Origin of the sequence: Tunturiibacter empetritectus (assembly GCF_013410875.1) — a bacterium.
Taxonomy (GTDB): Bacteria; Acidobacteriota; Terriglobia; order Terriglobales; family Acidobacteriaceae; genus Edaphobacter; species Edaphobacter empetritectus.
In genome coordinates this window covers 1,269,930-1,296,050 of record NZ_JACCCU010000002.1, presented here as the reverse complement: position 1 = coordinate 1,296,050, position 26,121 = coordinate 1,269,930, and the positions used below count along the sequence as shown (strand labels likewise).

Annotated in this window: 19 protein-coding genes and 1 pseudogene; 13 read left to right on the top strand and 7 right to left on the bottom strand. The window is 53.9% G+C overall.

All coding sequences use genetic code 11. The annotated features are described in order from the left end of the window. Positions 1-416: 416 nt before the first annotated feature. Genes pobA through HDF08_RS17770 form a run of 4 tightly spaced genes read right to left on the bottom strand, consistent with a single transcriptional unit; the run spans position 417 to position 3,969 of the window. Entirely contained in the window at positions 417-1,652 is a 1,236-nt protein-coding gene (gene pobA, locus HDF08_RS17785; protein WP_218884771.1) for a 4-hydroxybenzoate 3-monooxygenase, read from the bottom strand. Between the two features lie 52 nt (positions 1,653-1,704). After that, positions 1,705-2,280, bottom strand: a complete 576-nt coding sequence (gene pcaG, locus HDF08_RS17780; RefSeq protein ID WP_218884769.1) for a protocatechuate 3,4-dioxygenase subunit alpha — start codon at positions 2,278-2,280, stop codon at positions 1,705-1,707. Between the two features lie 6 nt (positions 2,281-2,286). Next, positions 2,287-3,084, bottom strand: coding sequence for a protocatechuate 3,4-dioxygenase subunit beta (gene pcaH, locus HDF08_RS17775; protein WP_218884767.1), 798 nt, complete (start codon positions 3,082-3,084; stop codon positions 2,287-2,289). Between the two features lie 54 nt (positions 3,085-3,138). Then, complete coding sequence (locus HDF08_RS17770; protein WP_179639899.1) at positions 3,139-3,969, bottom strand: GntR family transcriptional regulator; 831 nt, start codon at positions 3,967-3,969, stop codon at positions 3,139-3,141. Between the two features lie 646 nt (positions 3,970-4,615). Here HDF08_RS17770 and HDF08_RS17765 point away from each other — a divergent pair. The 10 genes from HDF08_RS17765 to pcaC all read left to right on the top strand — a co-directional run bounded on the left by HDF08_RS17765 (position 4,616) and on the right by pcaC (position 17,136). Further along, on the top strand, positions 4,616-5,554 hold the full coding sequence (locus tag HDF08_RS17765; RefSeq protein ID WP_257031257.1) for a helix-turn-helix domain-containing protein: 939 nt from the start codon (positions 4,616-4,618) through the stop codon (positions 5,552-5,554). A 224-nt stretch (positions 5,555-5,778) separates the two neighbouring features. Beyond that, complete coding sequence (locus HDF08_RS17760) at positions 5,779-8,973, top strand: TonB-dependent receptor (RefSeq protein WP_179639897.1); 3,195 nt, start codon at positions 5,779-5,781, stop codon at positions 8,971-8,973. 19 nt (positions 8,974-8,992) lie between these two features. Beyond that, complete coding sequence (locus HDF08_RS17755; protein WP_218884765.1) at positions 8,993-10,513, top strand: benzaldehyde dehydrogenase; 1,521 nt, start codon at positions 8,993-8,995, stop codon at positions 10,511-10,513. A 21-nt stretch (positions 10,514-10,534) separates the two neighbouring features. Next, complete coding sequence (locus HDF08_RS17750) at positions 10,535-11,644, top strand: NAD(P)-dependent alcohol dehydrogenase (protein ID WP_218884763.1); 1,110 nt, start codon at positions 10,535-10,537, stop codon at positions 11,642-11,644. Between the two features lie 48 nt (positions 11,645-11,692). Further along, complete coding sequence (locus tag HDF08_RS17745) at positions 11,693-12,556, top strand: CoA transferase subunit A (protein ID WP_179639896.1); 864 nt, start codon at positions 11,693-11,695, stop codon at positions 12,554-12,556. 2 nt (positions 12,557-12,558) lie between these two features. Continuing rightward, the gene (locus HDF08_RS17740; RefSeq protein ID WP_179639895.1) at positions 12,559-13,350 is read left to right on the top strand and encodes a CoA-transferase subunit beta; all 792 of its coding nucleotides are present in this window, start codon (positions 12,559-12,561) and stop codon (positions 13,348-13,350) included. Next, positions 13,347-14,552, top strand: coding sequence for a 3-oxoadipyl-CoA thiolase (pcaF, locus tag HDF08_RS17735; RefSeq protein WP_179639894.1), 1,206 nt, complete (start codon positions 13,347-13,349; stop codon positions 14,550-14,552). The genes HDF08_RS17740 and pcaF overlap by 4 nt, the downstream gene beginning before the upstream one ends. Before the next feature lie 55 nt (positions 14,553-14,607). Continuing rightward, complete coding sequence (gene pcaB / locus HDF08_RS17730) at positions 14,608-15,963, top strand: 3-carboxy-cis,cis-muconate cycloisomerase (RefSeq protein ID WP_218884762.1); 1,356 nt, start codon at positions 14,608-14,610, stop codon at positions 15,961-15,963. After that, complete coding sequence (gene pcaD, locus HDF08_RS17725) at positions 15,963-16,757, top strand: 3-oxoadipate enol-lactonase (RefSeq protein WP_179639893.1); 795 nt, start codon at positions 15,963-15,965, stop codon at positions 16,755-16,757. The genes pcaB and pcaD overlap by 1 nt, the downstream gene beginning before the upstream one ends. Beyond that, positions 16,750-17,136, top strand: coding sequence for a 4-carboxymuconolactone decarboxylase (pcaC, locus tag HDF08_RS17720; RefSeq protein ID WP_179639892.1), 387 nt, complete (start codon positions 16,750-16,752; stop codon positions 17,134-17,136). The genes pcaD and pcaC overlap by 8 nt, the downstream gene beginning before the upstream one ends. Positions 17,137-17,762: 626 nt before the next feature. On the opposite strand, the gene HDF08_RS17715 is transcribed toward pcaC, so the two are convergent. The 3 genes from HDF08_RS17715 to HDF08_RS17705 all read right to left on the bottom strand — a co-directional run bounded on the left by HDF08_RS17715 (position 17,763) and on the right by HDF08_RS17705 (position 21,471). Further along, positions 17,763-19,310: a class I mannose-6-phosphate isomerase gene (locus HDF08_RS17715; RefSeq protein ID WP_257031206.1), complete on the bottom strand. Its 1,548-nt coding sequence runs from the start codon at positions 19,308-19,310 to the stop codon at positions 17,763-17,765. A gap of 229 nt (positions 19,311-19,539) precedes the next feature. Then, on the bottom strand, positions 19,540-20,478 hold the full coding sequence (locus HDF08_RS17710) for an ROK family protein (protein WP_179639891.1): 939 nt from the start codon (positions 20,476-20,478) through the stop codon (positions 19,540-19,542). A gap of 3 nt (positions 20,479-20,481) precedes the next feature. After that, a complete protein-coding gene (locus HDF08_RS17705) occupies positions 20,482-21,471 on the bottom strand; it encodes an L-rhamnose/proton symporter RhaT (protein ID WP_179639890.1) in 990 nt (329 codons plus the stop codon). A 233-nt stretch (positions 21,472-21,704) separates the two neighbouring features. Here HDF08_RS17705 and HDF08_RS22265 point away from each other — a divergent pair. The 3 genes and pseudogenes from HDF08_RS22265 to HDF08_RS17695 form a co-directional block, all read left to right on the top strand. Next, a pseudogene (locus tag HDF08_RS22265) lies at positions 21,705-21,851 on the top strand (LacI family DNA-binding transcriptional regulator); the annotation flags it as partial. A gap of 48 nt (positions 21,852-21,899) precedes the next feature. Next, on the top strand, positions 21,900-22,835 hold the full coding sequence (locus HDF08_RS17700; RefSeq protein ID WP_257031205.1) for a substrate-binding domain-containing protein: 936 nt from the start codon (positions 21,900-21,902) through the stop codon (positions 22,833-22,835). 182 nt (positions 22,836-23,017) lie between these two features. Beyond that, positions 23,018-26,092 (top strand): RICIN domain-containing protein, encoded by a 3,075-nt coding sequence (locus HDF08_RS17695; RefSeq protein ID WP_179639888.1) that lies wholly within the window; start codon positions 23,018-23,020, stop codon positions 26,090-26,092. Positions 26,093-26,121: the final 29 nt, after the last annotated feature.

The window sequence follows — 26,121 nt, the reverse complement described above, 5'->3', positions numbered from 1 at the left end:
ACGCATCCCGGATCCGTTCATACTGCGCTTCTGTCAGTTCCATCGGTAAGACCAGACTAACAGAAAACTAGAACATAGCGTGAACACGCCCTAGTGAACAACATTCGATCCTTGGTCACTAAGATATAGATTGAAACTTGAGGCGACCGCCCCGAAGACGGAGTCTGCATCTGCGCCGTAGTAGCCGGGCATCGAGAAGCGTTTCCCTTGAGGGTGCTGAAAAAGGCAACGAATTTAGCAACGACGCGTGTCTGCCGGTCAATGCTGCAATTGACTTCGTCTTTGGCGAATCTTCCTTTTCTCAAAAGATCCGGCACATACTAAGTCTTCAGTAACTAGTACCGCTTGGTTTGATCATTTTTACTCGATGAGTAAGTAATCTGAGAGGCGGGGAAGGGGCGGGGCGATCGAGATATCTAACCCGCTAACTCATTCGCTAAATTAAGAGGCAGCCCGACATAGTTTTCTGCCAGCGATCTTGCTCCCGCCTCCGAACTGGTCACATAGTCCAATTCCGCAGTCTGCCGGCGCTGGTCGAAGGAATTGGCATCAGGAAAGCGATGAAGAATCGACGTCATCCACCAGGAAAAGCGCTGAACCTTCCAGACTCGGCGAAGACAAGTCTCCGAATAGGCTGCCAGTGTCTCAGAGTTACCACTCTTGTAATACGCCGCGAGACCATGCGCCAGCACGCGCACGTCCGCGATGGCAAGATTCATTCCCTTCGCGCCGGTAGGCGGGACGATGTGGGCCGAATCTCCGGCGAGGAACAACCTGCCGTACTGCATTGGCTCGACGACAAAGCTACGCATGGGTGTGACACTTTTCTGCAGGATTGGGCCCTGATTGGGCTGCCAGCCATCGACGCCAATCAATCTGGTGAGGAGTTCGCTCCAAATCCGGTCGTCGGACCAGTTGGCGATGTCCTCCGCAGGATCACATTGGAGATAAAGACGCGTAACTTTGGGCGAACGCATACTGTAGAGCGCAAAACCGCGTTCGTGATTAGCGTATACCAGTTCTTCCTGTGAAGGCGGCGCGTCGGCAAGGATGCCAAGCCACGCAAATGGGTAGATGCGATCGTAGACAGTGAGTGCGCCTTCAGGTATTGATTGACGGCATATCCCATGAAAGCCGTCGCAACCAGCGATGTAATCGCAATGCAGCTGCTCTAGTGTGCCATTCTCCGAAAAATGGATCACTGGATGTTCGTCGTTGAGGCGATGTATGCTCACTTGCTCGACGTTAAAGACGATCTTCCCACCGCTTCCCAACCTCGCGTTCACCAGGTCTTTGACGACTTCGTGTTGCCCGTAGACGACCACGGCCTTACCAGTTAAGTCGGTCATGTCGATGCGATGGCGCTTCTCCTGGAAGCCAATCTCGATACCGTGATGCAGCAGTCCTTCTTTGCGCATGCGTTCCCCAATACCGGTACGATTCAGAATGTCGACTGTGCCTTGTTCTAGCACGCCGGCGCGCACACGTTCTTCTATATATTGGCGGCTGCGGGCTTCGATGATGACTGATTCAATTCCCTGAAGATGCAAAAGGTGAGCCAACATCAGTCCTGCTGGTCCGGCCCCTACAATTCCGACTTGGGTACGCATCATTTTCTCCTCGCTGCTGATTGGAACTGATCCGGGTTCCATCTTGGTATGAATGAATTCAGGACCTCAGGCTATGCTGCATCCGTTGCGCGGCTCAGAACTCTAAAAAAACGGTCTCATTCTGTCCCTGCATGTGGATGTCCCACGTAAAAAACCCTGGTTGGTCGGCTGAAGCCCTTAGAAGCAGGGTCTCGCGGCGCGCTATTGGGATGCTTTGCAAAATGGCGTCGCCTTCGTTCAAGACTTCATCGGGAAAGTAGATTCGTGTAACGAGACCTTTGAGTAGCCCCCGCATGATCAATCCGACGACCAAGTGCGGTGCCTGCAATCTGCCGTTGGGCCCGGGGACCGCTCCGGGCTTGATTGTCTTAAATTGAAACCGTCCCTCGTCGTCGGTGGGAATCCGGCCGTAACCACTGAAACGGTGGTCCAGCGGCATATGTTGCCTGTCGTCAGGATGCGCATATTTTCCATGAGAATTTGCTTGCCATGTCTCAAGGAGGGCGTCTGGGATCGGCCGGAGATCGCTATCGAGTATGCGGCCTTGAACCTGAATGTGATCTCCTTGCATATGCGGGACCGCGATGTCAGCCTGCGTGAGACGGCCGAGACCGATGCTGAAAAACGGGCCGACAGTTTGCCAAGTTGTTGCTTGTAGACTCATACTCATTCCTCGCTAGTAGTGGTTTGTGTCTTCGAGAGGCGTCGCGTCTCGCCCGCGCAAAACGATGTCGAACCTGTAGCCCAAGGCTTGGCTTGGAACGGTACTGTCCCAATCGAAGCATGAGATAAGCCGGTTGCGCGCCTCTTCATCTGCGGTGCAGTTGAAGATGGGATCGAAGGGCAGCAGCGGATCGCCAGGAAAGTACATCTGTGTCACGATGCGGGTTGCAAACGCAGGACCTAAGATCGAGAAATGGATGTGTGCCGGCCTCCAGGCATTATGGTGATTGCCCCACGGATACCTTCCTGGAAGCACGGTAACGAAGCGATAGCGGCCATTGTCGTCCGTCACCGTGTGACCTTCTCCGGTAAAGTTGGGGTCGAGCGGAGCATTGTGTTGGTCACGCTTGTGCAGGTAGCGTCCCGCAGCATTAGCCTGCCAAATCTCGATCAGCGTACGACGCATTGGACGCCCATCCTCATCGATCACTCGCCCGCTAACAATGATTCGCTCACCCAGAGGTTGACCTTGATGTTGCCTGGTCAGATCGTAGGCGCCAGCGTCTACGGCGTCTTCCCCGAAGTGTGGACCCGTCAGCTCCGACAGAGTTTGCGGAATAGCAATCAGAGGCTGCCTAGGCGCTCGCTTGAGGGAGGATAAGTAAGGGATGTGAAGGTACTCTGGTTGAGTGCCAGGCGTCGGCTTGCGATACCGATTGATTAGATCAAAGCCGTATCTAAAATCACTGGAATCCATCCTGCCGTCGATCGAATCCTTGTCTGTCGTACGCTGAGAGGTATTTTTGTCCATTTGGTTTTCCCTTGCGCCGGCGGCGAAAAAGTTGTTTTAGGCTTCCCAGAGCAGCTAATGAGTTCGGGTGGCGGCCGGTAAGTCGATATTGAAGTTGGTGTCGCGGATGAGGGAGCCTCCGGGCACTAGATGGCGAAGAGTCTGATCATTCAGGGCAATTTCGAGATTTCTTCGCGAGAGGCGAGAATGCTCTCGAGCAAGACTCTCAGCGCGGGTGCCTTCACGCTTTTCGATTGCGTCTAGAATTGCGCGGTGCTGATCCTGCCCGATCATTAGCACTTCGCGGGATTCTGGAATCCGTGTTTGTACCAGCAGAAAGCCGCTATTCGGCGAGGCGAATGGAAGTCTCACAATACGTTCCATTTCCCGCGTTAGGATTTCACTCTCGGCCAAGTCAAGTAGCAATGCGTGGAAGCGTCCATTCCATTCGATGTATTGCGTCAGAGATTCCATATCCGAAGTTGAGGCATGCACCGCGACATTGAGTGCTCTGACGCATTCTCTTATTTCGATCAACGACTTCTGTGCACGCAGCGAATCGAGCGGCAGTCGTTCAGCCGCGAATCGCGCTGCGGTGCCCTCTAGTACTCCCCGCACTTCGATCGAATCGTAAATATCGCCCAAAGTAATGGCGCGAACCAAAAAACCGCGCGTAGGATGCATCTCCAGCAAACCCTCATGTTCGAGCGTAGTGAGCGCGAGCCGAAGCGGTGTGCGTGAAACATTGAGTCGAGCAGCCAAGGGCAGTTCCGCCATTCGCTCTCCGGGCAGGAATTGGCCGCTCAACAGCAACTCACGCAGGCGTAGCAACGCGGTCATCGTCTGCGACTGGTTTTCACGCCCGTTCTCCTGATCTTCGTGGCCTGAAGCATTAGTTCGAGACATGTTCCAAAGCCTCCCAACGGATAGTCTTTTCATTTCGAAACCTTAGATAGATAGGAACGGCAAACGGGAGAGATTTATGAACGTCGAGTGATACTGCGTTGCGATTGCAAAGAGTATGAGGCGTGTATTCACAGTCGTGCTGCGATCCCCCGATCGCAACATGACGGACAACCCCCGCGAAGGCATTGCACACGAGGTCGGTCAAAACATGAATTTGGAAAGGGCATGACGATTGTCCTGTAAAACGGAATCAGCATACAATAAAATATAAGTTGTATGCAACAGCTCATTGTTCTCCTCAGTTGTCTTTAGCCAGACAAAGCAGTATTCAAGATCGGTATTAGAACCGAAAAATTAGAATAGCGCGTTCGGGAAGATTTATAATGTATTGATTAATATATACTTATATTCTAAACGCGAGCCTATTCAGGCTAACACGGAGTAAGGTTACGTAGTGTGTGTCTTCTCAGGAATTTTTACTCTAACAACGGTGTCTGAACTTACCAGTTGCATGCAACACACATTTGAGCGTATACAGTCAGGCTGAGTAGAAAGTGCACGCTAGCTGCAAATGACTGAACTGTCATAAGGTGCTTTCGGCATTGGTCGGCACTATGGAGGTAAGGCATTGATCACGCTTTCAACGATGTCCACTGATACCGTTCCAGTAGGGAATATTGAAGAGTTCTGGCAGGTCAACGCTTCCGAGTTATTTGGGCGACTAGAGTTGGAGACCCGTTCAGACGAACACTTTTACGGCCGTTGCACACATGCTAATATCGACGACCTAGTGCTTTGCAAACTCGCGTCCGGCCCGCATCGGATCACACGTACTGCCACCTCCGCGCGCCAATACGATCGGGGATATTTGAAGGCGTTTTTGCAAATACGCGGGACGAGCTTGCTCGATCAGGATGACCGCACCACGCTGATCGAACCCGGCGAGTGGAGTCTGTATGATACCGCTCGCCCCTACCACTTAACAGTTCTGGAGGAGAGCGAGATGCTACTGCTGCTGCTGCCTCGAGAACGGCTATACACTCCGCAATCGAATCTGCGCCGGTTGACGGTTCGCAAATTCTCAGCCCGAGCGGGTGTAGGTAAGCTCGCGTGCCAGTTCGCTCATGTTGCTTTCGATGAAGTCGCAACGCTCAACATCTCTCAAAGCGTAGACGTCGCGGACTCCATCTCCCAAATGATTCGCCTCGCGGTTCATGACACTTTGTCGGTAAACGTTACGCCTCCATCGAGCGAGATGCTCTGCGAGCGCATCAAGTCTTATGTGACGAGCCATCTACGCAACCCCGAACTCAGCATTGATGATGTTGCTAAGGCAATTCGCTGCACCAAGCGATACCTGCATAAGACCTTTGAAAAGGAAGAGCTTTCAATCTCTGAATACATTCTGAGACAGCGGTTGGAACGCTGTCGTCAGCAGTTGCTGGATTCGGGTTGCGCCGATCGGTCAATCACGGATATTGCTTTCTCATGGGGTTTCAACAACTCAAACCACTTCAGCCGCTGTTTCAAAGAGGCCTTCGGTATGTCGCCGCGTGCGGTTCGCCCTGGCCCCACTGCTACGTAACTGTTTTGCGCACCGATTTGATAGCTCTCGGCAGGTTTTTTAAATAACATGTTCTTCCATCTGTTTTGCACCAATCCTGTTCATCCCGCACAGTTCCCTCAGAGAGAGATTCAAAGTTCCTTGTCAGGCGGGACGGACTCGATTCCGTTGCCTAGTCTCCTCTCGTCTCGGATTGTGCGATTTTCAGTGCGGCTTACTCGAGACAGCAGATGATTGGAGGCGAAATGTCGAGAATAATCCGAGTTAAATTTTTGCTGTTGGCCGTGATGGCGTGGGGAACACGAGGAGCGATAGCACAGGTGGGCACAGCGCAGTTGAACGGAACCGTTCACGATGCTGGGGGTGCGGTGATCCCAAAGGCGACGGTTACGCTTCGAGACGTTGCGACGAATCGGGCTTACACGACCTCGACGAACGATAGTGGATTTTATGCTCAGACCAGCGTGAGTCCCGGAAGCTATTCGCTGATGGTCGAGGCAAACGGTTTCTCTAAGTCAATCCAAAACGGTATTGTGCTCAGCGTTGGTCAGATCGCGTCCATCGACGTTGGTCTGACGGTCGCTGCCGCCAAACAAGATGTCGTCGTTACGACGGAGACGCTACCGCTCGATACTTCGCGTACCGAAGTGAGCCAGGTGATCACAACAAGTCAGATCCAGTCTCTGCCGATAAGCGGCCGGCTCTTCACTGATTTCGCCTTGCTCACTCCGGGCGTCGCTACGGGTCGCAGCAGCCTGCAATCAACCTTCACGGAGACCGAAGTAACTCGCATCTCGTTCGGGGGGCAGCGAGACTTTAGCAACGAAATTACGATCGACGGCGCAGACAACATCAATACCGTTACCGGTTCTCAAAGAGCGACGCCGTCCCAGGAGGCTGTCGCCGAGTTTCGAGTGGTCAATAGCAGCTTCGGAACAGAGACCGGTCGCGCACTGGGCGGTCTCGTGGATATCGTCACCAAGTCAGGGACGAATGACTTGCACGGCTCCGTGTACGACTACTTCCAAAACAATGCAACCAATGCAAGATCGATCTTGCAACCTGCGCCCGAAGCGGACACCCTTCGACAGAACCAGTTCGGCGCGACTCTGGGCGGCCCGATCAGGAAGGACAAGACCTTTTTCTTCAGCAACTACGAGGGACAGCGTCGAGGCGAGTCCCCCACGTACCCGGTGACACTACTAAACGATTTCGCGCTGTTCAATGCGGCGAAATCGGCGTTGAACATAGCCCCCGAGACCTTGAATGTTCTGAAGACTGCCGATTCGGACAATGGCTTCATCAAAGTTGATCACGAACTTAACAAGAGCAATCGCTTAGCGGTTCGCTATAACATCTACGACTCACGCAGCCTCAACCTGCTGGTAGGCGACACGCTGGACGGAGGCGGCATCGCAGCCCCGAGCGGTGGACACAATGCCTTCATACGTGATCAATCGCTGGTTGGCGTCTTCAACTCAGTGATCAATTCGGCGCTTGTGAATACGTTTCTCGGTCAATATGCACGACGTCACTATGACTTTCCCGGGGCGACGGGTCAGCCAACCCTGGATATCCCCAATACGCTCCAGTTTGGCCACAACTTTGGAGTGTTCGATCAGATCAACGAGTCACGTCTTCAATTCTCAGATACCGTCGCTTGGGTAAAAGGATCGCACGTTGCGAAGTTCGGTGTAGACACCAACTATCTCAATGACTTCGTTCTTTCTCCCGGTTTTACGCCAATGCGTATCGTGCTGCCGGGCGCGAGCTGCCTGGTCGAGTTCGCCAACTATGTGAACCCGGCAGCCAACCTCCAGCAAAATCCCGCCGATGGGCCCTGCCCCGTACCCAACTCCCTGCACGGAGTGCCTATTGTGTTCTGGGGCGCCCCGATCGGACACGGACCTTTAGCTCCTGGGTATCTGCCGCCTCCGATCGATACCAGCTGGGCAAGCCCTTTCGTGCCGTCGCTGCGATCAGATTTCAACGATCCGCTCAATCACGGTTACTTTGGTTTTTTTGCTCAGGATCAGTGGCATATTACCCCGACGTTGAATCTGACCTATGGACTGCGCTACGACTTTGAGACAGGTCTCTCAACGCAAATCAACCCAGACTATCGTGGCTTCCAGCCGCGAGTAGGTCTAGCTTACTCCTTGAACAAGAAGACGACGGTGCGTGCAGGCTTCGGGCTCTTCGACGACCGGTACAACTTAACCTTCATCTTTACTACACGTCTCCAGAGGCCAGTAGTCATCCCCAATGCCACTCTCCCGGGGGTGCAGTACAACTCCGATACGTTGCCTTTTTCGCTTAACCAGTTGACGCCTGGACCACCGCTTCCCAACGGTCAGACTATTACGCCCGCGGATGCCGCCGCGACCCTGGTCAAAACAGGGCAGGTGCCCCCCAGCTTTCTGACCGGCCCACAAGGTACGACTGTTCCCGGCAGCGCTGATCTGGTAGATCACAACAGCCGTATTCCCTATTCGGAGCAGGCAAATTTTGCGATCGACCGCGAACTCGGCAAGGGTTTCGTGCTCGACGTCGCCTATTTGTTTGTCGCGGGACACAAATTGCTGCGTCCGCAGAATCTAAACGTCTGTCCTCCCGGTGGATTGAGCAACGCTGCTACCAACTGTCCAGCCGCTGGACCTAAACCTCCGGATTGGCCTACCGGCAAAGACACCTTTAGCGGACCTTTATATACGAATGCCGGTCTCCTCTACTTCACGGACAACACGGGCAATACTGCCTACAACGGAGTGACAGTGCAGATTGTTGGCAATATCGCTCCTTATTTCCGCCTCAATGCAAACTACACTTTTTCAAAGACATTCGATAACGGCACCTTCGCTACCTTCGTTAGTACGCCTCAGGATCAGTACAAGAGAAATCTGGAGCGAGCATTATCGAATCAGGACGTTCGGCACCGTTTTATCGGTAACTTCACGGCGACCGCGCCGCAGAAGAAGTTTGTGCGTAACTTCGATCTCAGCGGCATCGTGAATCTTCAATCGGGTCGTCCCTTCACCGAGTTCGTAGGGTTTGATGCGAACGGGGACACGAATCCAGTCACAGATAGAGTCGGTGACGCCGGACGGAATACCTATCTGGGGGACAAGCTCATCACAGCCGATCTTCGTCTTCAACGAACCATCAAGTTCGAATTTGGCCAGCTGGCATTAGCTGTAGACGGCTTCAATACGTTCAATAGGGCGAACGTCAACGAAGTCACCTCCGTCTACGGAACGTATAACTACTGCGGCGGTCAAATACCGAAGCAGTACAAGGACACGGTCTCCCGTTCCATTCAGCAAGGCTCGACAGTTAGCTGTCCGACGGGCGGGCCGCCAACTCCTAACCCTCTCTTCGGCACTCCTAGGACCGTGTTCAACCCACGCCAGTTGCAGTTCTCGGCGAAGTTCGTCTTCTAGCTGGATTATCAGACTTTGCGTGATTATCGAAGCCAGCGAGTTAATCCGGGAAATCGAAAACGACAGGAGTTCTATGATGGCCACAATCTCGCCGCCCAGGACTGAATGGACGGACAAGTTATATTCCGGCGGCTGGCGGCATGGAACAGCCGGTGTGCATGAGGTCATTGAACCGGCGACAGGGGAGGTCCTTGCAAGTGTAGGAATGGCAGACCAGTCCGATGTATCGGGAGCCGCACAAGCGGCAAGCGCTGCACAGAGCGCATGGGCCAATATGCCGGTGCGGGCGCGAGCGGAGATCTTTCGTAAGGCCGCCGCAGTCTTTGAGCGCGAGGCGGGGGAGATGGTATTGTTCATCGCGCGTGAGACTGGATCCCTGCTAATGAAAGCCCGCCATGAGGTGCAACAGGCGATCGACATTCTGTACTGCGCCGCAGGCATGCCGCTGCAGCCAAACGGCCACATATTGCCGCAGATGTCAGGTCGATTTAACTTTGCCCAGCGTGTGCCGCTCGGAGTGGTGGGCGTCATCTCGCCCTTCAACTTTCCATTGATCCTTTCCATTCGTTCCGTCGCGCCCGCGCTCGCAGCCGGTAATTCCGTAATTCTCAAGCCCGATCCCCAAACACCAATTACAGGCGGTTTTTTTATCGCGAAAGCTTTTGAGGAAGCCGGTCTGCCGCGGAATGTCTTGCATGTCTTGCCAGGCAGGGCAGATGTAGGAGAGGCGATGTGTACGGAGAGTGATATCGCCATGATTGCCTTTACAGGCTCAACTGCCGCCGGTCGTAAAGTGGGCGAGCTCTGCGGGAGGCATCTGAAGAAGGTCGCGCTGGAGTTGGGAGGCAAGAATCCACTGATTGTTCTCGACGATGCCGATGTAGACATCGCAGTATCGAACGCTGCTTGGGGTTGCTATCTTCATCAGGGGCAGATCTGCATGGCAACTGGTCTCATCCTCGTACACGAATCGATCGTAGCTCAGTTCACGTCTCAGCTAACTGAGAAAGCAAAGCATCTGAGGGTAGGCAATCCAGCTATGGAAGAGGTCGCTTTGGGACCCGTGATCAGCGCCAAGCAGCGGGACCGCATCCACCAGATTGTGCATGAATCAGTGTCGCAGGGCGCAAATCTTTTGACAGGAGGCAACTACCGCGATTTGTTTTATCAACCCACGGTGCTCGGTGGCGTACGTCCTGGCATGAGAGCTTTCGAAGAAGAGATCTTTGGGCCGGTCGCGGCAGTCGTCTCTTTTGGATCCGATGACGAAGCCGCGGAGTTGGCCAACCGCAGTGAGTACGGTCTTTCCGCCGGATTAATTTCAGGGGATGGAGGACGAGCACTGGCCCTCGGCCAGCGGCTCAAGACGGGATTGCTGCACATCAACGATCAGACCGTCGCCGATGACGTGGTTAATCCATTCGGTGGACGCGGTGCATCGGGCAATGGCACCAGCATGGGCGGGCCCGCGGATTGGGAAGAGTATACCCAGTGGCAATGGATTACTTTGAAGAGTAGCGCCACCCCCTACCCAATGTAGAAATATGATTGCGAGATTATCTTGAGAAAAGCCATCAAAGCGGCAGTAGCAAGGGCAATATCCGCACCTTTGACCTTGGAAACCCTTCAAATTGAAGACCCGCGAGCCGGTGAAGTTCGGGTGAGTATTATTGCCAGCGGCATCTGCCACACCGATATTGCGATGCGCGATCAGGTCTTCGCAGTACCCCACCCGATCGTGTTGGGACACGAAGGCGCGGGCGTGGTCGAGTCCGTTGGCGCGGATGTCGTTCATTTTTCGCCCGGTGATCACGTCGTCATGAGTTACAGCTCTTGCGGTCGATGCTCTTACTGCAAACAAGCTGAAACGGCGTATTGCAACTTCTTCTTTGAGCTGAACTTCAAGGGTGCGCGCTTGGATGGCACCGGAGCGTTCGATGCCGGTCCCGATGGAATTCATAGCCATTTCTTTGGCCAGTCTTCCTTTGCGGAGTACTCCGTGTGTGCGGTACGTAATCTGATCAGAGTTCCGAAGGACATTCCGCTGGAACTACTCGCACCGCTTGGTTGCGGCGTAATGACCGGGGCAGGTTCCATCATGCACGCCTTGAAGGTTAGGGTAGGTGAGTCCATTGCAGTCTTTGGCGCTGGAAGCGTGGGCCTCAGCGCTGTAATGGCTGCTCGCGTGGTGGGCGCGACCCAGATTATCGCCGTGGATGTGAACGATGCGCGCTTGCAGATGGCGCTCGAATTAGGTGCGACGCATGTGATCAACCCCCACAATGAAGAGCCTGCCTCAGCGATCAAAGGAATGTTGCCAGAAGGTGTGAACTTTGCGTTGGATACAACTTCACGTCCAGAGACGATCACTGCAGCCATCTCGGCACTTTCGTCTCGCGGCAGTTGCGGCCTAGTCGGGGTCTCACCACCCGACGACCGGATCAGCATCGCGCCGATGGAGATGGTCAGCTTTGGGAAGAAACTTCAGGGGATCGTGGAGGGCGAAGTTGTGCCGTCAGTATTTATCCCGCAACTCATCGAGCTTTATCGCCAGGGCCGCTTTCCTTTCGATCGGCTGATTCGTTTCTATCCCTTCGAAGAGGTCAACCAGGCTATTTACGATTCCGAGACCGGAAGAGCCATCAAGGCTGTAATTAGGATGGAGCATTAAAACAACACGAGCATCTCGTGTTGCGACTAACAACAGGGATCATCAAGTATGGCAGAAATCACTTCTCTTCGATCCGCAGTCCAGCGCCTCATCCTCGATGGAGACACGGTTGCGCTCGAGGGTTTTACTCATCTTATCCCCTTCGCTGCGGGACATGAGATCATCCGTCAACGCAAGTCGGATCTGACTCTTATCCGCATGACGCCGGATGTGATCTACGATCAGCTCATCGGTGCCGGCTGCGTTCGTAAGCTAATCTTCTCCTGGGGCGGAAACCCCGGCGTAGGTTCTCTGCATCGTCTGCGAGACGCAGTGGAAGCGGATTGGCCTCGAGCGCTTGAACTGGAAGAACACTCTCACGCCGACCTGGCGAACGCCTACGTCGCGGGTGCGTCCAATCTACCCTTCGCAGTCATGCGCGGTTACGCGGGTTGCGAGCTTCCAGCACATAATCCGACCATTCGAACGATCGTCTGTCCCTTCACGGGCGAGCAGTTAGCTGCGGTTCCGGCTGTTCGGCCGGACGTTACTGTTATCCATGCGCAAAAGGCTGATCGTAAAGGAAATGTCCTGCTCTGGGGCATCCTCGGCGTACAGAGGGAAGCGGTGCTTTGCGCAAAGCGATCGATCGTCACGGTTGAAGAGATTGTCGATAAACTTGATGCTTGGCCGAATGCATGCGTCCTTCCGGCATGGGTCATTGATGCCGTTTGTGAGGTACCGTACGGAGCGACACCGTCTTATGCCCACGGCTACTATTCACGGGACAATCAGTTCTATCGTGCCTGGGACGGCATCAGTCGCGGCCGTGACTCATTCAACGATTGGATTGATCACTATGTCTACGGCGTGGCAGACTTCGAGGAGTTTCTGTCTGCTGCATCTCTCAAGCCACGAAAGGAACAACTTTGAGCATGACTCTCATACCCGCAACTGCAACCGAGATGATGACCATTGCGTCGGCGCGTCTTCTACGTAACGGCCAGGTGTGTTTTGTCGGTATCGGCCTACCCTCGACTGCGGCGAATCTAGCGAGATTGACGCACGCACCCGATATCGTCCTGATCTATGAGAGCGGACCAATCGGTGCCAAGCCAAATGTCCTTCCACTCTCAATAGGAGACGGAGATCTTGCCGATACCGCCGATACGGTCGTTTCTACCCCGGAGATATTTCGCTACTGGTTACAAGGCGGTCGCGTGGACATCGGGTTCCTCGGAGCTGCACAGATTGACCGGTTTGCCAATATCAACACCACGGTCATTGGCAGCTACGCAAAGCCCAAGACTCGCCTTCCCGGAGCGGGCGGCGCACCAGAGATTGCGAGCTCTGCCCGTGATGTGCTGATCATTCTTCGCCAGTCCCGAAGAACCTTCGTCAACAAGCTGGACTTCCTCACGTCGATTGGCTTTGGTGAGGGCGGGGATCATCGCAAACGGCTTGGTCTTCCGGGGAATGGTCCTCGTGCAGTTGTTACCGACCTTTGTATCTTTGAGCCTGATCCTTCGACGCGTGAGATGACTGTGACCTCACTCCATGAAGGCATTACTCGAGATCAGGTTATCGCGGCAACTGGCTGGCCGGTCCGCTTCGCTGAAGGAGTGAGCTCCATTTCAGCCGCCACCGAGACTGAACTATCGACCTTGCGCGATCTCGAGCGTCGCACGTTGATCGCTCACGGCGTCATCACCGGAGATTCAATTTGAAACACGAAGCATTTGTCTGTGATGCGCTCCGAACTCCCATCGGACGGTTTGGAGGCGCTCTTTCTACTGTCCGCACCGACGACCTCGCGGCGATTCCAATTCGCGGTCTCATGGAGCGCAATCCATCGGTCGACTGGCGGCAGCTTGATGAGGTATTTCTCGGCTGCGCCAATCAAGCAGGGGAAGACAACCGTAATGTTGCCCGCATGGCGGCTTTGCTCGCAGGTCTACCCGTCGAAGTTCCGGGCACCGCCGTCAATCGTCTCTGCGCATCCGGAATGGATGCAATTGGGGCGGCAGCCCGCGCCATCGCAAGCGGTGAACTCGATCTTACAATCGCCGGCGGCATTGAATCTATGAGCCGCGCTCCATTCGTCATGGCAAAGCCCGAAGCTGCTTTTCAACGGACCGCCAGCCTGCAGGACACCACAATTGGTTGGCGGTTCGTGAATCCAAAGATGCAAGAGGCTTATGGAATCGATTCGATGCCGGAGACGGCAGAGAACGTCGCGATAGAAGAAGAAATCTCCCGCGCCAATCAAGATGCCTTTGCCTGGCGCAGCCAGATGCGCGCCGCAGCAGCGCAAGATTCCGGATACTTCGCTGAAGAGATTCTCCCGGTAACCATCCAACAAAAGGGGTCTTCTCTCCTTGTCGACCAAGACGAGCATCCCCGCCGCAGTACTACTCTTGAAGCCCTCGCCAAGCTTCGCCCTATATATCCCAATGGAAGTGTTACGGCAGGGAATGCCGCAGGGATCAACGATGGAGCCGCAGCTGTGATTGTGGCCTCGGCAGCCGCAGTGACGACTCACGGACTGCGTCCGCGAGCTCGCATCCTTGGCATGGCCAGCGCAGGCGTCGCTCCACGCGTAATGGGCATGGGACCGGTGCCCGCGACCCGGAAGTTGCTCTCACGTCTCGGCATGACTCTCGACGCATTCAACGTTATCGAGCTGAACGAGGCTTTTGCCAGCCAGGCGCTGGCGTGCCTGCGTCACCTTGACGTTCCGGATGATGCGACTAGAGTCAACCCGAATGGCGGCGCGATTGCCCTCGGCCATCCACTCGGCATGAGCGGCACACGTCTTGTCCTGACGACGGTGCACCAGATGGAAAAGATCGGAGCGCGGTTCGGCTTGGCGACGATGTGTGTTGGGGTTGGCCAAGGGGTGGCTATCGCGTTGGAGCTTGTCAGGTGAGAACATAATCTAGCTGCCACCTCTTCGCTTCTCAAAGAGCTTTGGAACATCATCTATGGCGTTGAATTCTCCAACTCGGATCTATGATCCACTCTTCGCGACGCCGGAGATTGCTGCTGTGTTTTCAGGTCGAGGCCAAGTGGAGCAGATGCTTCGATTCGAATGGGCTCTGGCAGTCGCTCTGGAAGAGGCTTGCGTTATTCCTGTCGGAGTCTCTAAAGCCATCGAGGCAGTTACTGTCGATACTCTGGACCTCGACGAGATAGCTTTAGGTGCTGTAAATGCAGGCAATCTGGCCATTCCATTCATATCTAGCCTCAAGAGCTACGTCTTGGAGCATAGCCCCTCCTTGGTTGAGTACATCCACTGGGGGGCGACCAGTCAAGATGTTCTCGACACGGCAAAGGTGCTGCAAGCTCGCGAGACCATCAGGTTGTTGCAGATAGATCTCGATGGAATTAGCGACGAATTAGTCGTTCTCGTCCAGAAGCACGCGCTCACGCTTTTACCCGGGCGCACATGGTTGCAGCACGGTCCGCCTGTCACCTGGGGATTGAAACTCGCTGGATGGCTGGATGCGCTACAGCGGCACCGGGTACGTCTCAAGGAAGCTTCCGCGCGCTGCATTGTGCTGCAGTTCGGCGGTGCTGTCGGTACGCTCGCGGCTTTGGGTGAACTCGGTCCCCCCGTCACCCGGCGACTTGCCCATGCTCTCGACCTTCCTGAACCATCCATGCCGTGGCACACGCATCGCGATCGCTTTGCTGAACTTGCAACAACCCTCGGCCTGCTTGCCGGTACGCTTGGCAAGATCGGGAGGGATTTTTCCCTGTTGATGCAGACGGAGATCGCAGAAGTCCTTGAACCCGCCGGAGAGAATCGCGGAACCTCCAGCACCATGCCGCACAAACGCAACCCGGTCTATTCAAGTATTTTGCTGGCGACCGCGGTACGAGTCCCCGGTCTCGTCTCAACCATGCTCTCGGCTATGGTGCAGGAGCATGAGCGCGGCTTGGGCGGATGGCAGGCTGAGTGGGAGACGCTCGACGAACTGTTTCGGCTTACAGCAGGCTCTCTTCGTGCTGCCCGTCACGTTGTTTCCGACTGCGCTGTGAACGAAGATTTGATGCGACAGCACCTCGCTGCGATAGGTGGCGTCGCACTTTCGGAAGCAGTTTCGTTTGCGCTCGCAAGAAAAATTGGGAGGAGTCCAGCGCATCGCTTGCTCGCACAAGTCACCCGCGCTGCTCTGGACCACCGTCTCACGCTTCGTGAGGCGCTGCTGAAGTCTACCGAAGTTTGCAACCAACTTTCTGTCGAGGAGATCGATCTGGCACTCGATCCTGGCCGCTATCTTGGGTCGACCAGTACCTTCATCGCCAACGTCATTGCTGCGGAGGAGAGAGGCTAATGCCGCATCTTTCTCTCGATGGCAGATCAATCTTTTACCAACGTGATGGACCGATCGGAGCACCGGTGCTATTGCTGTCAGGATCTCTAGGAACCACCTTAGAAATGTGGAAGTTTCAAGTGGAGGGGCTACAGGAACATTACGATATTATCCGCTATGACGTGCGAGGGCATGGAAAAAGCTCAACGTCGATAAGACCTTATAGCATCGACGACCTTGGCGGCGATGTTGTTGCTCTCATTGAAGAGTTGGGCATCGATGGTATTGCCTTTTGTGGGCTTTCGATCGGTGGCGCGATAGGTCAGTGGCTCGCGATTCATGCTCCGAAACACTTTCGCGCCTTCATTCTTGCGAACACGGCAGCCAAGATCGGAACGCTTGATGCATGGGCCAAGCGAATCGCGATAGTCGAAGAACAAGGGATGGTCATCATTACTGAGAGTGTCATCGAACGATGGTTTACCTCAGCATTCCGAGAAGCTTCTCCGCAGATCATCGCGAACATGAAGCGGATGCTAAGGGGCTGCGATCCCATCGGATATGTGGCGGCGTGCAAAGCCCTACGTGATATGAATCTCTGTAGCTCTGTCCATCTAATTCGTACGCCGACCCACATCCTCGCGGGCGAGCACGATCTAGTCACCACAGTCGCCGATGCCACGTATTTGAAGGAGAAGATAGCTGGTTCAAGTCTAGCGATACTTCCCGCATCACATATTTCGAATGTGGAGACATCGTCGGCATTCAATTCTGCCGTGCGTCACTTTTTACAGGAGCGAGATGTCAATGGATGATAATGAGCGCCGACAACAAGGATTTACCGTTCGAAGAGCAGTCCTCGGAGATGCGCATGTAGACCGAGCCGAGGCTGGCAAGACACCGCTCAACGAAGACTTTCAAGACTTCATTACGCGCTACGCTTGGGGCGAGATTTGGTCGCGCCCCGGGATGTCTTGGCATACCCGAAGTCTTATCACCATATCAATTCTCATTGCCCTAAACCGGCCTGAGGAGCTGCGTATGCATTTCGCTGCGGCCTTCAACAATGGTGTTACGGAAGACGAACTGAAAGAGCTTATGCTGCACAGTTCCCTCTATTGTGGTCTACCCGCAGCCAATGCAGCCTACTGCCTCGCCTCCGAAGTAATCGCGGAGCGTGCCGGCAAACACTAACAAGCTTATTTCGGAATCGGTATATTGGTTTCTGTTGAGATTTGAACATAGGTTAGCCAAGATGGATGACCTCTTGACTGACAGACAGATCACGCCCCTCCGGGGTCATATGTAGTTCCATGGGATCACCACCAGCCGCGATGTTTTAGATGAGGAGCTTCCGGATTCCCGCATTGTGTCGAACGATGGTCTCTATGCCTTCGGCCGGCATCAACCCAACATCGCGCATCGAGGCGAGTTGAGAAAAAAACCTTGCTTTTGGAAGCGCTGCTATTACATTTTCGCATCTTCAAACCGAGATAAAAATTGGAGCTGTCGAATGAGGGATAATTCCGTAAGAATTAACGGTTTCGATGTGACGAAGAAGGTGCATCATAAAATCTTATTGTCCGAGACGAGAACTGGCACCTCGACGTGAAAAAGGAGATCGACTAGAAGGGCTGGATTACGCCATGCCAGAAGGGATGACCCATTGGCACTCTATGGACCTGCCGGAGTTAAACATTGAACAGGAGGGGTTTGGACTGGGATTGTAGAGAATGTGTAGCTGCGCACCTGTCGATATCGCCGTTTGGATCGCGAACCGCTCTATCGGCCCAGATGTGAAGGGGTCCAGTTCGACGTGGTCAAGTCGCTTTAGCGTTCCCAGTGTGAGTGTTTCGCACATAGGCCTTGACCGTTGCAAATTCACGATTTTCCTCTGGGCCACATGGACTGATTCGATATTGGCCCACTGCGGCGGGCAAGATCACCGTCTCGGCGTAATGCAACTCAAACGGCGTGAATGATGCGGTCGGGCTTTCGATGAGTACGCTGGATCCCTCAACGAGATTCAAGACGTTGACCGCACCCCTTGTATCGTGTTCCACCGGCACCGAGAACCAGTGACGCCGAGTCTCGATGAACTCTTCTTTGTGAAGGCCGGTACGCTCCTCGCGCCAACCCGGACCTTCAGCGACGACGGAAACCACATTTGTTAGTTCACAATCCACGAAGTCTTGGGTCTGATTCCATCGAATGTTGGCAAAGGCGTGTTCCAAGTGTATCGGGCGGGGAAGCCCATCTAGCCCCATGCGCAACCAATCCCACATCTTAAAGGTGAAGATGTAAGGCGTGGCACTTATTTCCAAGACCATGCATCCCGAACCCGAGCAGTGGACTGTCCCTGCAGGGATCAAGAAGTGATCATGTTTCTTGGCAGGAATTGAATGAACGTACCTATCGGTCGGGAATGTCTCACCTGATCGTTGAGCCAATTCCAGATCGCGGATCATGGCATTTGGATCGTCAGCATTCTTTAGGCCAAGGTAGATCTTTGCGCCCGCCTCTACATCAAGCAGGTAATAGCTTTCATCCTGCGTGTAGCTCAGCCCAAATTGTTGCTCGGCGTACTCCCTTAGCGGATGAACCTGTAACGATAAGTTACCGCCGCCCATGGTGTCCAAGAGATCAAAACGTATCGGGAAGTCCGCCCCGAACCTTGCGTACACTGCTTCACCCAACAACTGCTGAGGAAAAAAGAGAACAAGATTGATCGCAGGCAATTCGTAGATAACATCATCGAATCGCAACCGCAGGCTGTTCTCTTCAGGAACACAGTCAAAGCACCAAGCGTAATTGACAGCTTCATGCGGAAGATCGAATACTTCCTTCATCCACTGTCCTCCCCAAGGACCGGGATCGAAGAACGGGACTAGTCGGAGGGGTGCCTTGATGGCTTTCAAGAGTTCTGTGAAGTAGTTTTGTGCATCTAGCATCTTCGGAGATGATGGCTCAGTCGTATCAATGAAAACGGCGACCCGCTTCGCAACAGACACCTTCAGCCGATCCGCCACGCGCCAGTCGAGGAAAAAAGCTCGCTTGTATTTCTCAGAAGCAGGAGCCGTTCTATTAGAAAGACCAAGGTTTCCCAGTAAGCCTGCCCTTTGCCGCTTCTGAATTTCCCATCTCGGCATATCCACGTACGCAATGAGAGGAGCTCCTGGACAGACCACTGACGCACCGGTCCCGACAACGAGCTTCATGCCATTGGCTTTCTCAATCTGCTCTCGAATCCGCGTGAGTTTGCCGCCGTCAAAGAATGTATCAATGGTGGCATGGCTTAGCACTCCGAAGACTGGGTCGTCCCCGAGTTCGCGATCAAAGAGAGACTTCAGCTGTGGTTCGGTCAGCAATGCGTCTTCTGAGTAGAAGACAGCGTCTGGGTGAAGATGGATCTTTAGTTGGCGGGTAATCTCCTCTATATCGGCACCTGGGTAGCACTCCACGCAGAGTGTATTGGAGTAGCCTTCGAAGCGGCTCCGGATTGAAGCCGATATCGCATCCCAACCGTGGATGCATGTGGAGGTCGGCAGCCCGGTAATAACAGCCGGGCTTTTATCATAATTGGATGGTCGAGGAATATCAGCGACCTTCTAGGAGGGGAATAGTGCCATACAACGCTGAGTGCGGACCGAGGCTTGCTACTTGTATTTCGACGGGACCGGCGGGGGTCCATGCGTGGCGATGGATGAAAGCGCGCAGATCTGGAATGACCATCTCAGGCGACTTCATAACGCCTCCTCCAAGAAGTACCTTGCTTGGTCCATAGACATGAATCAGCCCTATGATGCCTGCTGCCCATACACGAATGCAGTGCCGCCGCACAGCTTCAGCGACTAGGTCACCTTCCGCTACAGCATCAAACAGCTCCTTGAAACCTCCTAGTGTATTGCCGAAAAGCGTACTGGTCTCAATGCACGGCCAGCCTTGCAGGATGTGCGGGAGTGCCCAGGTTGATGCTTCAGCTTCCATGCAGCCGACCGCCCCGCAACTGCATGTCCGGCCATTCAGATTCACGGGTATGTGCCCTCCCAAACAGCCGCCTTGTGGCTGAGACGAGCGAAACACCTTGCCTTCGACAAGCGCGGCGCACCCTATCCCAGTCCCAAACGTCAGCATGATGGCCGAGTCTGCATTACGGAGCCCACCCCCGTACCACTCTCCGAGAAGACCCATTCGAGCGTCGTTCTCAAGACGCAGAGGAAGACCGAAGTTCTCTTTGCTCCATCCAACAAGGTCGATAGAAGGTGCATCGCTATACTTACCATTTGTTCCGACGACGCGATTGCTCTTCCAATCGACCAACGCGGCTATGCCCATGCCTATACCCGATACCTGATTCAATGCCAAATTGTTCTGTGCCAGTAGGCGCCTTATGCAAATTGCTAAATTGGGCAGGACCCGGGCCAACTGAGCTTTAGGAGTCAAGGATATATCCTCAACGGCAATAAGTGTGTGGGCGTTCACCAGACCGACCGCGGCATGCGATCCGCCAAGCTCAATAGCGACTGCAACGGACAAAGGTCACCTCTCTCCTTGAGCGATGACGAACACTCCTACGCACAGGAGGAGCATTCCGGCTATCTGTTTAGCTACAACTGTCCGCGGAGCAGTGGCCCATTCGCTGGTCGCAAAACTAAATACACCAGCGAAGAAGACGATGAGCGACATGAACAACGGCCACGCGTCCGTTGCCCCGAGACGAGCCATTGCTGATCCATAAACTATGCTACTGCCGAACCACAGTAACGCCATTAGCATCGCGTAGGCGAAGTAGTGTCGAGTTGTTCTTTCCGCAAACTGCAGGCCAGTACGCTCCCGGTTTGCTAGGTAAATGCAATAGGCGAGATTTGGTAATGCGCCAGCCGCAAGCAGAGGGAGCCAGACGATGTTGGAAGCAAAACCGGGCGCGGCACCCCGATGGGTAGCGTCCGAGATCAATGCCCTAGAAGAGGCCAAGCCAAGATTCATCGCGCTCGCGCAAAGACCGGACAAAACCGCGATAGCTACTCCACCCGGCGTTCGATTGCCTCTTGGCAGATTCGAGTATTTTTCCTTCTGGTCTCCGGCGATCGCACACAGAGTCAGGCCAGAGATCATCACCGCACAGCCAATCAAGAGACTTGCGTAGAGGCCTCCGAGGGCACTTCGCTCAAGGAGCGGTACCAGTAAACTTCCAGCGCATGCTGAAGTTCCCAAGACGATTGAAAACGCGACAGCCAATCCGACTCTTTTGATAGCAAGGCCGAAGAGCACCTGCGCCACTCCCCAGGTGATGCCGCAGAGGAGAAGACGAATCAGCTGAATCGTAGAGGCGTCGCGATAGATTTCCGGCGCATAGGGAATCATCAGACGAGCCGTCAGGAGAGGCAAGAAGATAAGCGCAAAAAGAGTCCAAACACCCCAGGACGTTTGCCAAGACCAGCGCTGCATCCGCTTCATTGGAAGAGCGAAGGAAGCGTTCATCAGACTTGCAACAACAATCAAGATAAATCCCATAAGCGTGTCATCCATCCTTTCTTCCGCTCACGCGGTGGGCGCATAAGCATTGTGTCTTTAGACCGGCCTTCAGACGAGTGCAAGTCAGATAGCCAAATCCTGAAGCGTAGCCACCACACCATACAGGAGTTGTGCAAACGTTTGCAAATACCAAGCTAGGCTTCACCTGTTCCGTGATGCCGCGTCAGTGGAGTGCTAACATTCAGGAAAGCTGAGTAAGATCGGAGCCCCTAGAAAGGTTTGGCTAAGTGAATAATAGCAATCGTGTCACTTTGAAGGACTTGGCCAACCAACTCGGAATCTCGATCGCAACCGTCAGTAGGGCACTTCAGGGCAATCCTCGCATAAACGCTATAACGAAGCAGCGAGTCTCAAAGCTGGCTGCTGCCTCAGGATATGTCCCGAATCCCGCGGCTCGGTACCTGGTCTCGAATAAGGGGCTTATGATCGGCGTCAATTCTCCGCGCGAGATCGCCTTTTTCTATGATGCTGCGAGGCGCGGAATCAATGATGAAGCGGCTCCCTTCGAGGGGGCTGGGGTGCAGATTCAGCATCGCGTCTTTCCCAGGCTTGGTGAGGGTGAAAAGGACGCCTTCGAAGAGGCAATTGCAGCTGGGCTGGACGGGCTCATCGTCGTGCCCGGTGATCTGCCGTCTCTCAAGAGTTCATTTCGGAAGGCAGCAAAGCTCGGGCTACCTGTCTTGTGCTTGGTAACGGATGCACCAAATTCCCAAAAGCTTTGCTCTGTAAGCATCAACACGCATTCAATGGGCGCCATTTCAGCGTCATTGATGGGACGGTTTTTGGGCGGGTCGGGGAAGATTATGGTCACGACCGGCAATCTTAAGGTGGCAGATCACGAGCAGAAGTTCGCCGCCTTCGAGCAGACCATCAAGGCGGAATTTCCAAAGATGCAGGTCTTTCCAGCAATCGAAAACCACGAGATTGCGGAAGAAGCGTATAGGACATCGCGTGCGTTCGTGGCCAAACACCGAGACACCTCTGGCGTCTACATTAGTACCGGCAATGGCGCACCGGTTCTTGAGGCACTCGACGAGATCAAGTTGCTCGGCAAGTTGACCGTCATCTCAACAGATGTGTATGCGTCTGCCGTCCCCCACATTCGTTCCGGTGCGGTTGCTGCTGTGCTCTACGAACGCCCATACAGCCAGGGACGTACTGCATTCCGCCTGATGTACGAGTACCTCGTAGAAGGCAGGCTTCCAGTTCCTGAAATCCGCTTGGAGCCGCTCCTGATCATGAATAGTAACCTTGGTGCCTTCATCTCTCGACCAGGTAGCGAGAACCAGAACAAGGGCAATCGCGCACCGCTCACGCTGACTGACGAATTGGTCCTCTTCGATCAGCGCCAAAGCTGACCCGAACTCTCCGCAGAAATGTCTCTTGACAAGCAAGAAGCTGTTAAGGTAGCGTTCACACGTTCTAAATACAAACGTTTGCACAGTTTTCAAAAGAGCTCAAAGTTGCACGCTTCCTGGTGCGCAGATATATCGCAGGCTTACTGCACAGAGCGGGCCATTTGTCCGCATGGAGGGTTTAAATGTCCAGAAAGTTGCACTTCAGTTTGCTTCTGGGTGTTTTACTGTCAACCACCTTTGCGACGAATACCCGCGTCCAGGCGCAGTCCGTCAGCATAGTACAGACGAATGGCGACCAGTCCTTACTGCTGGCTAACGAACCCTCAACATCGTTTGGTTCATCGTCAGGTGGCACCTACACGATCACCATCAATCCCAGTGTGACATATCAGCAGATGGATGGCTTTGGCGGCTCACTTACCGATTCCTCCACGTACAACATTTATAACTTCTTGACTCCAGCTCAACAGACTGCGGTATTGCAAAGCCTCTTCAGCAGTACATCAGGAATCGGTCTGAGCATGCTACGGCAACCGATGGGTGCTAGCGACGAAACCGCGCAGGGGTTCTTCACTTATGACGACTTGCCGTCTGGGCAAACGGACGTGCCTTTAGCTAACTTTTCCATCGCAAAGGATTTGACCTACACAATCCCCGTCTTAAAGGAAGCTTTTGCGATCAATCCGAAGATTAAGGTCGAAATGCTGCCTTGGAGTCCTCCGGCATGGATGAAGCAATCTGGCACATTAATTGGAGGTTATTTCAACGACATTTATTTTCCGTCCCTCGCCCAGTATTTTGTCAAGACGATCCAGGCATATCAGGCGGAAGGTATTCCCGTCTATGCCGTCGCACCGCAAAATGAGCCAGATCACGAGACAACAGACATCACTTATCCTGCGGAAACCTTCTCTGCGAGCGAAGAAGAAACCTTTATCGCCAATAATCTCGGACCTGCGCTAGCGAATGCCGGCCTCAGTCCCAAGATATTTGGCTACGATCACAACTGGGGCGACACCACCTATCCCGAAACGCTCCTCGCCTACGGTCCGGCAGCCGCTTATCTAGCCGGAATCTCATGGCATTGTTATTCAGGCGCCGTGACGGCGCAATCAACTGTCGAAGCCGCTTACCCGGGTTTTGGAGTCTGGGAATCGGAATGCGCGGAAGGCGATGAAGACACCTTTACTCGCGACCTTCAATACACCATGGAAAACATCCTTATTGGGTCGCCGAACAACTGGGCGAAAGGCGCGACGGCGTGGAGTCTAGCTCTCGATGAGAATAACGGGCCTTACGATGCCAACTGCTCCGACTGTATTGGATTTGTGACCATCAATACCAGTGTGAGTCCGGCAACCGTGACCAAGACCCCGACTTACTACGCTTATGGCCAGATGAACGGAGTGGTTCCGGGCGCATACCGCGTACAGTCTAACTCGGGGGCAGTTGGGAGTGGTGGCATTGAAGACACGGCATACCTAAACCCGAATGGATCAATGACCCTCGTCGTCTATAACGACGCAACATCATCTACCACATTCGATGTGAACTGGGCCCCAAACAACACGAATTTCGTCTACACTCTCCCGGCAAATTCAGCTGCCACTTTCTATTGGACTCCAACAACGGGAGTTCCCCTCGGAATACCCACTAACTTAACTGCCACTGTCGCCTCTAGCAGCGGGATTAACCTGAACTGGACGGCTAGTAACGCCTCCGGGGTAACTTATGACGTGTTCCGCAGCACGTTCAGCGCATTCGCTCCTACTACGGGCAATCGAATTGCGAGCGGGCTTAGCGCGACAACTTTTTCTGACACCGGGCTTTATCCTGGTTCAACGTTTCATTATGAGGTAGAAGCCACAAACGCCTCGGGAGCAAGCAATCCCTCAAACGAGGCGAGCGCGACTACAACGCCAGTGATTTCGACAGGTAGTTATTACACGATCGACAATCTGGCCAGCGGTTTGTGTTTGGACGACACCAATGGAAGCACCTCCAATGGCACGGTGCTGCAGCAGTACACCTGTTCTCAAAACGACACAAATCAGCAATGGCAATTCACTGCAACTGCCGGCGGCTACTATGAGATAACAGCCTACAATGCGTCTACGCTGGCCTGGAATGTATATGACTCAGGAACCTCTCCAGGAACGAATATGCAGCTTTGGGCTTATGGCGGTACGAACAACGAGCAGTTTATGCCTGTTCTGCTCTCGAATGGAAATTACGAGTTTATTGACCAAAACAGTGGCCTCTGTCTCAACGTCCCCAATGGAGCGTCTACCAACTCCCTTCAAATGCAGATCAATACCTGCAACGGATCGATGAGCGAGGCGTTTACGCTGACCCCGCCAGCCGCCTCGATTGTGAACACTGAGTACTACACGCTTACCAATGAAGCCAGCGGTATGTGTTTGGACGACACTAATGGAGGCATCTCTAACGGGACGGTTCTTCAACAGTACACCTGCTCATCGTCAGGCAATACAAACCAGCAATGGCGGTTCACGCCAACCAGCAGCGGCTATTACGAGATCGCAAGTTACAACTCGAGCACGCTGGCATGGAATGTTTACGACTCAGGGACCTTACCCGGAACGAACATGCAGCTGTGGACCTACAGCGGCGGGGCCAACGAGCAGTTCAAGCCTGTTTTGCTCGCGACTGGGTACTTTGAGTTCATCGACCAGAACAGCGGTCTTTGTCTTAATGTTCCCAGCGGAGCGCCCACCAACTCCCTTCAATTGCAGATCAATACCTGCAATGGGTCTACCAGTGAGGCGTTCAAAATGAAGGCGGCCGCTCCAGCTATTTCGACAACCGCAAAATACCAGATTGCCAACGAAGCTAGCGGTATGTGTGCGGACGACACCAATGGAGGCATCTCCAATGGCACGGTCCTTCAACAGTACACCTGTTCATCGTCAGCCAATACAAACCAGCAATGGCAGTTCACACCAACGAGCGGCGGCTATTACGAGATCGCGAGCTACAACTCGAGCACGTTGGCATGGAATGTTTACGATTCAGGAACAGCACCCGGAACGAATATGCAGCTTTGGACATACAGCGGCACCAACAACGAACAATTCATGCCTGTACTGCTCTCGAATGGATATTACGAGCTTATCGACAAAAACAGCGGTCTCTGCCTCAACGTACCCTACGGAGCAGGTCTCAATAGTCTTCAGCTTCAAATCAATAGCTGTAATGGAGGACTAAGCGAGTCGTTCAGGCTGACCCAGCAGTAATCGCAATAAATGAGACTTAGACCAAGACC

Excerpts from the sequence above, each read along its gene's own strand:
- HDF08_RS17745 (WP_179639896.1), top strand. The coding sequence starts at position 11,693 with ATGGCAGAAATCACTTCTCTTCGATCCGCAGTCCAGCGCCTCATCCTC.
- pcaD (WP_179639893.1), top strand. The coding sequence starts at position 15,963 with ATGCCGCATCTTTCTCTCGATGGCAGATCAATCTTTTACCAACGTGAT.
- HDF08_RS17695 (WP_179639888.1), top strand. The coding sequence starts at position 23,018 with ATGTCCAGAAAGTTGCACTTCAGTTTGCTTCTGGGTGTTTTACTGTCA.
- HDF08_RS17765 (WP_257031257.1), top strand. The coding sequence starts at position 4,616 with ATGTCCACTGATACCGTTCCAGTAGGGAATATTGAAGAGTTCTGGCAG.
- HDF08_RS17705 (WP_179639890.1), bottom strand. The coding sequence starts at position 21,471 with ATGGATGACACGCTTATGGGATTTATCTTGATTGTTGTTGCAAGTCTG.
- HDF08_RS17740 (WP_179639895.1), top strand. The coding sequence starts at position 12,559 with ATGACTCTCATACCCGCAACTGCAACCGAGATGATGACCATTGCGTCG.
- pcaC (WP_179639892.1), top strand. The coding sequence starts at position 16,750 with ATGGATGATAATGAGCGCCGACAACAAGGATTTACCGTTCGAAGAGCA.
- HDF08_RS17700 (WP_257031205.1), top strand. The coding sequence starts at position 21,900 with ATGATCGGCGTCAATTCTCCGCGCGAGATCGCCTTTTTCTATGATGCT.
- pcaG (WP_218884769.1), bottom strand. The coding sequence starts at position 2,280 with ATGAGTATGAGTCTACAAGCAACAACTTGGCAAACTGTCGGCCCGTTT.
- HDF08_RS17770 (WP_179639899.1), bottom strand. The coding sequence starts at position 3,969 with ATGTCTCGAACTAATGCTTCAGGCCACGAAGATCAGGAGAACGGGCGT.
- pcaB (WP_218884762.1), top strand. The coding sequence starts at position 14,608 with ATGGCGTTGAATTCTCCAACTCGGATCTATGATCCACTCTTCGCGACG.
- pobA (WP_218884771.1), bottom strand. The coding sequence starts at position 1,652 with ATGGAACCCGGATCAGTTCCAATCAGCAGCGAGGAGAAAATGATGCGT.
- pcaH (WP_218884767.1), bottom strand. The coding sequence starts at position 3,084 with ATGGACAAAAATACCTCTCAGCGTACGACAGACAAGGATTCGATCGAC.
- HDF08_RS17760 (WP_179639897.1), top strand. The coding sequence starts at position 5,779 with ATGTCGAGAATAATCCGAGTTAAATTTTTGCTGTTGGCCGTGATGGCG.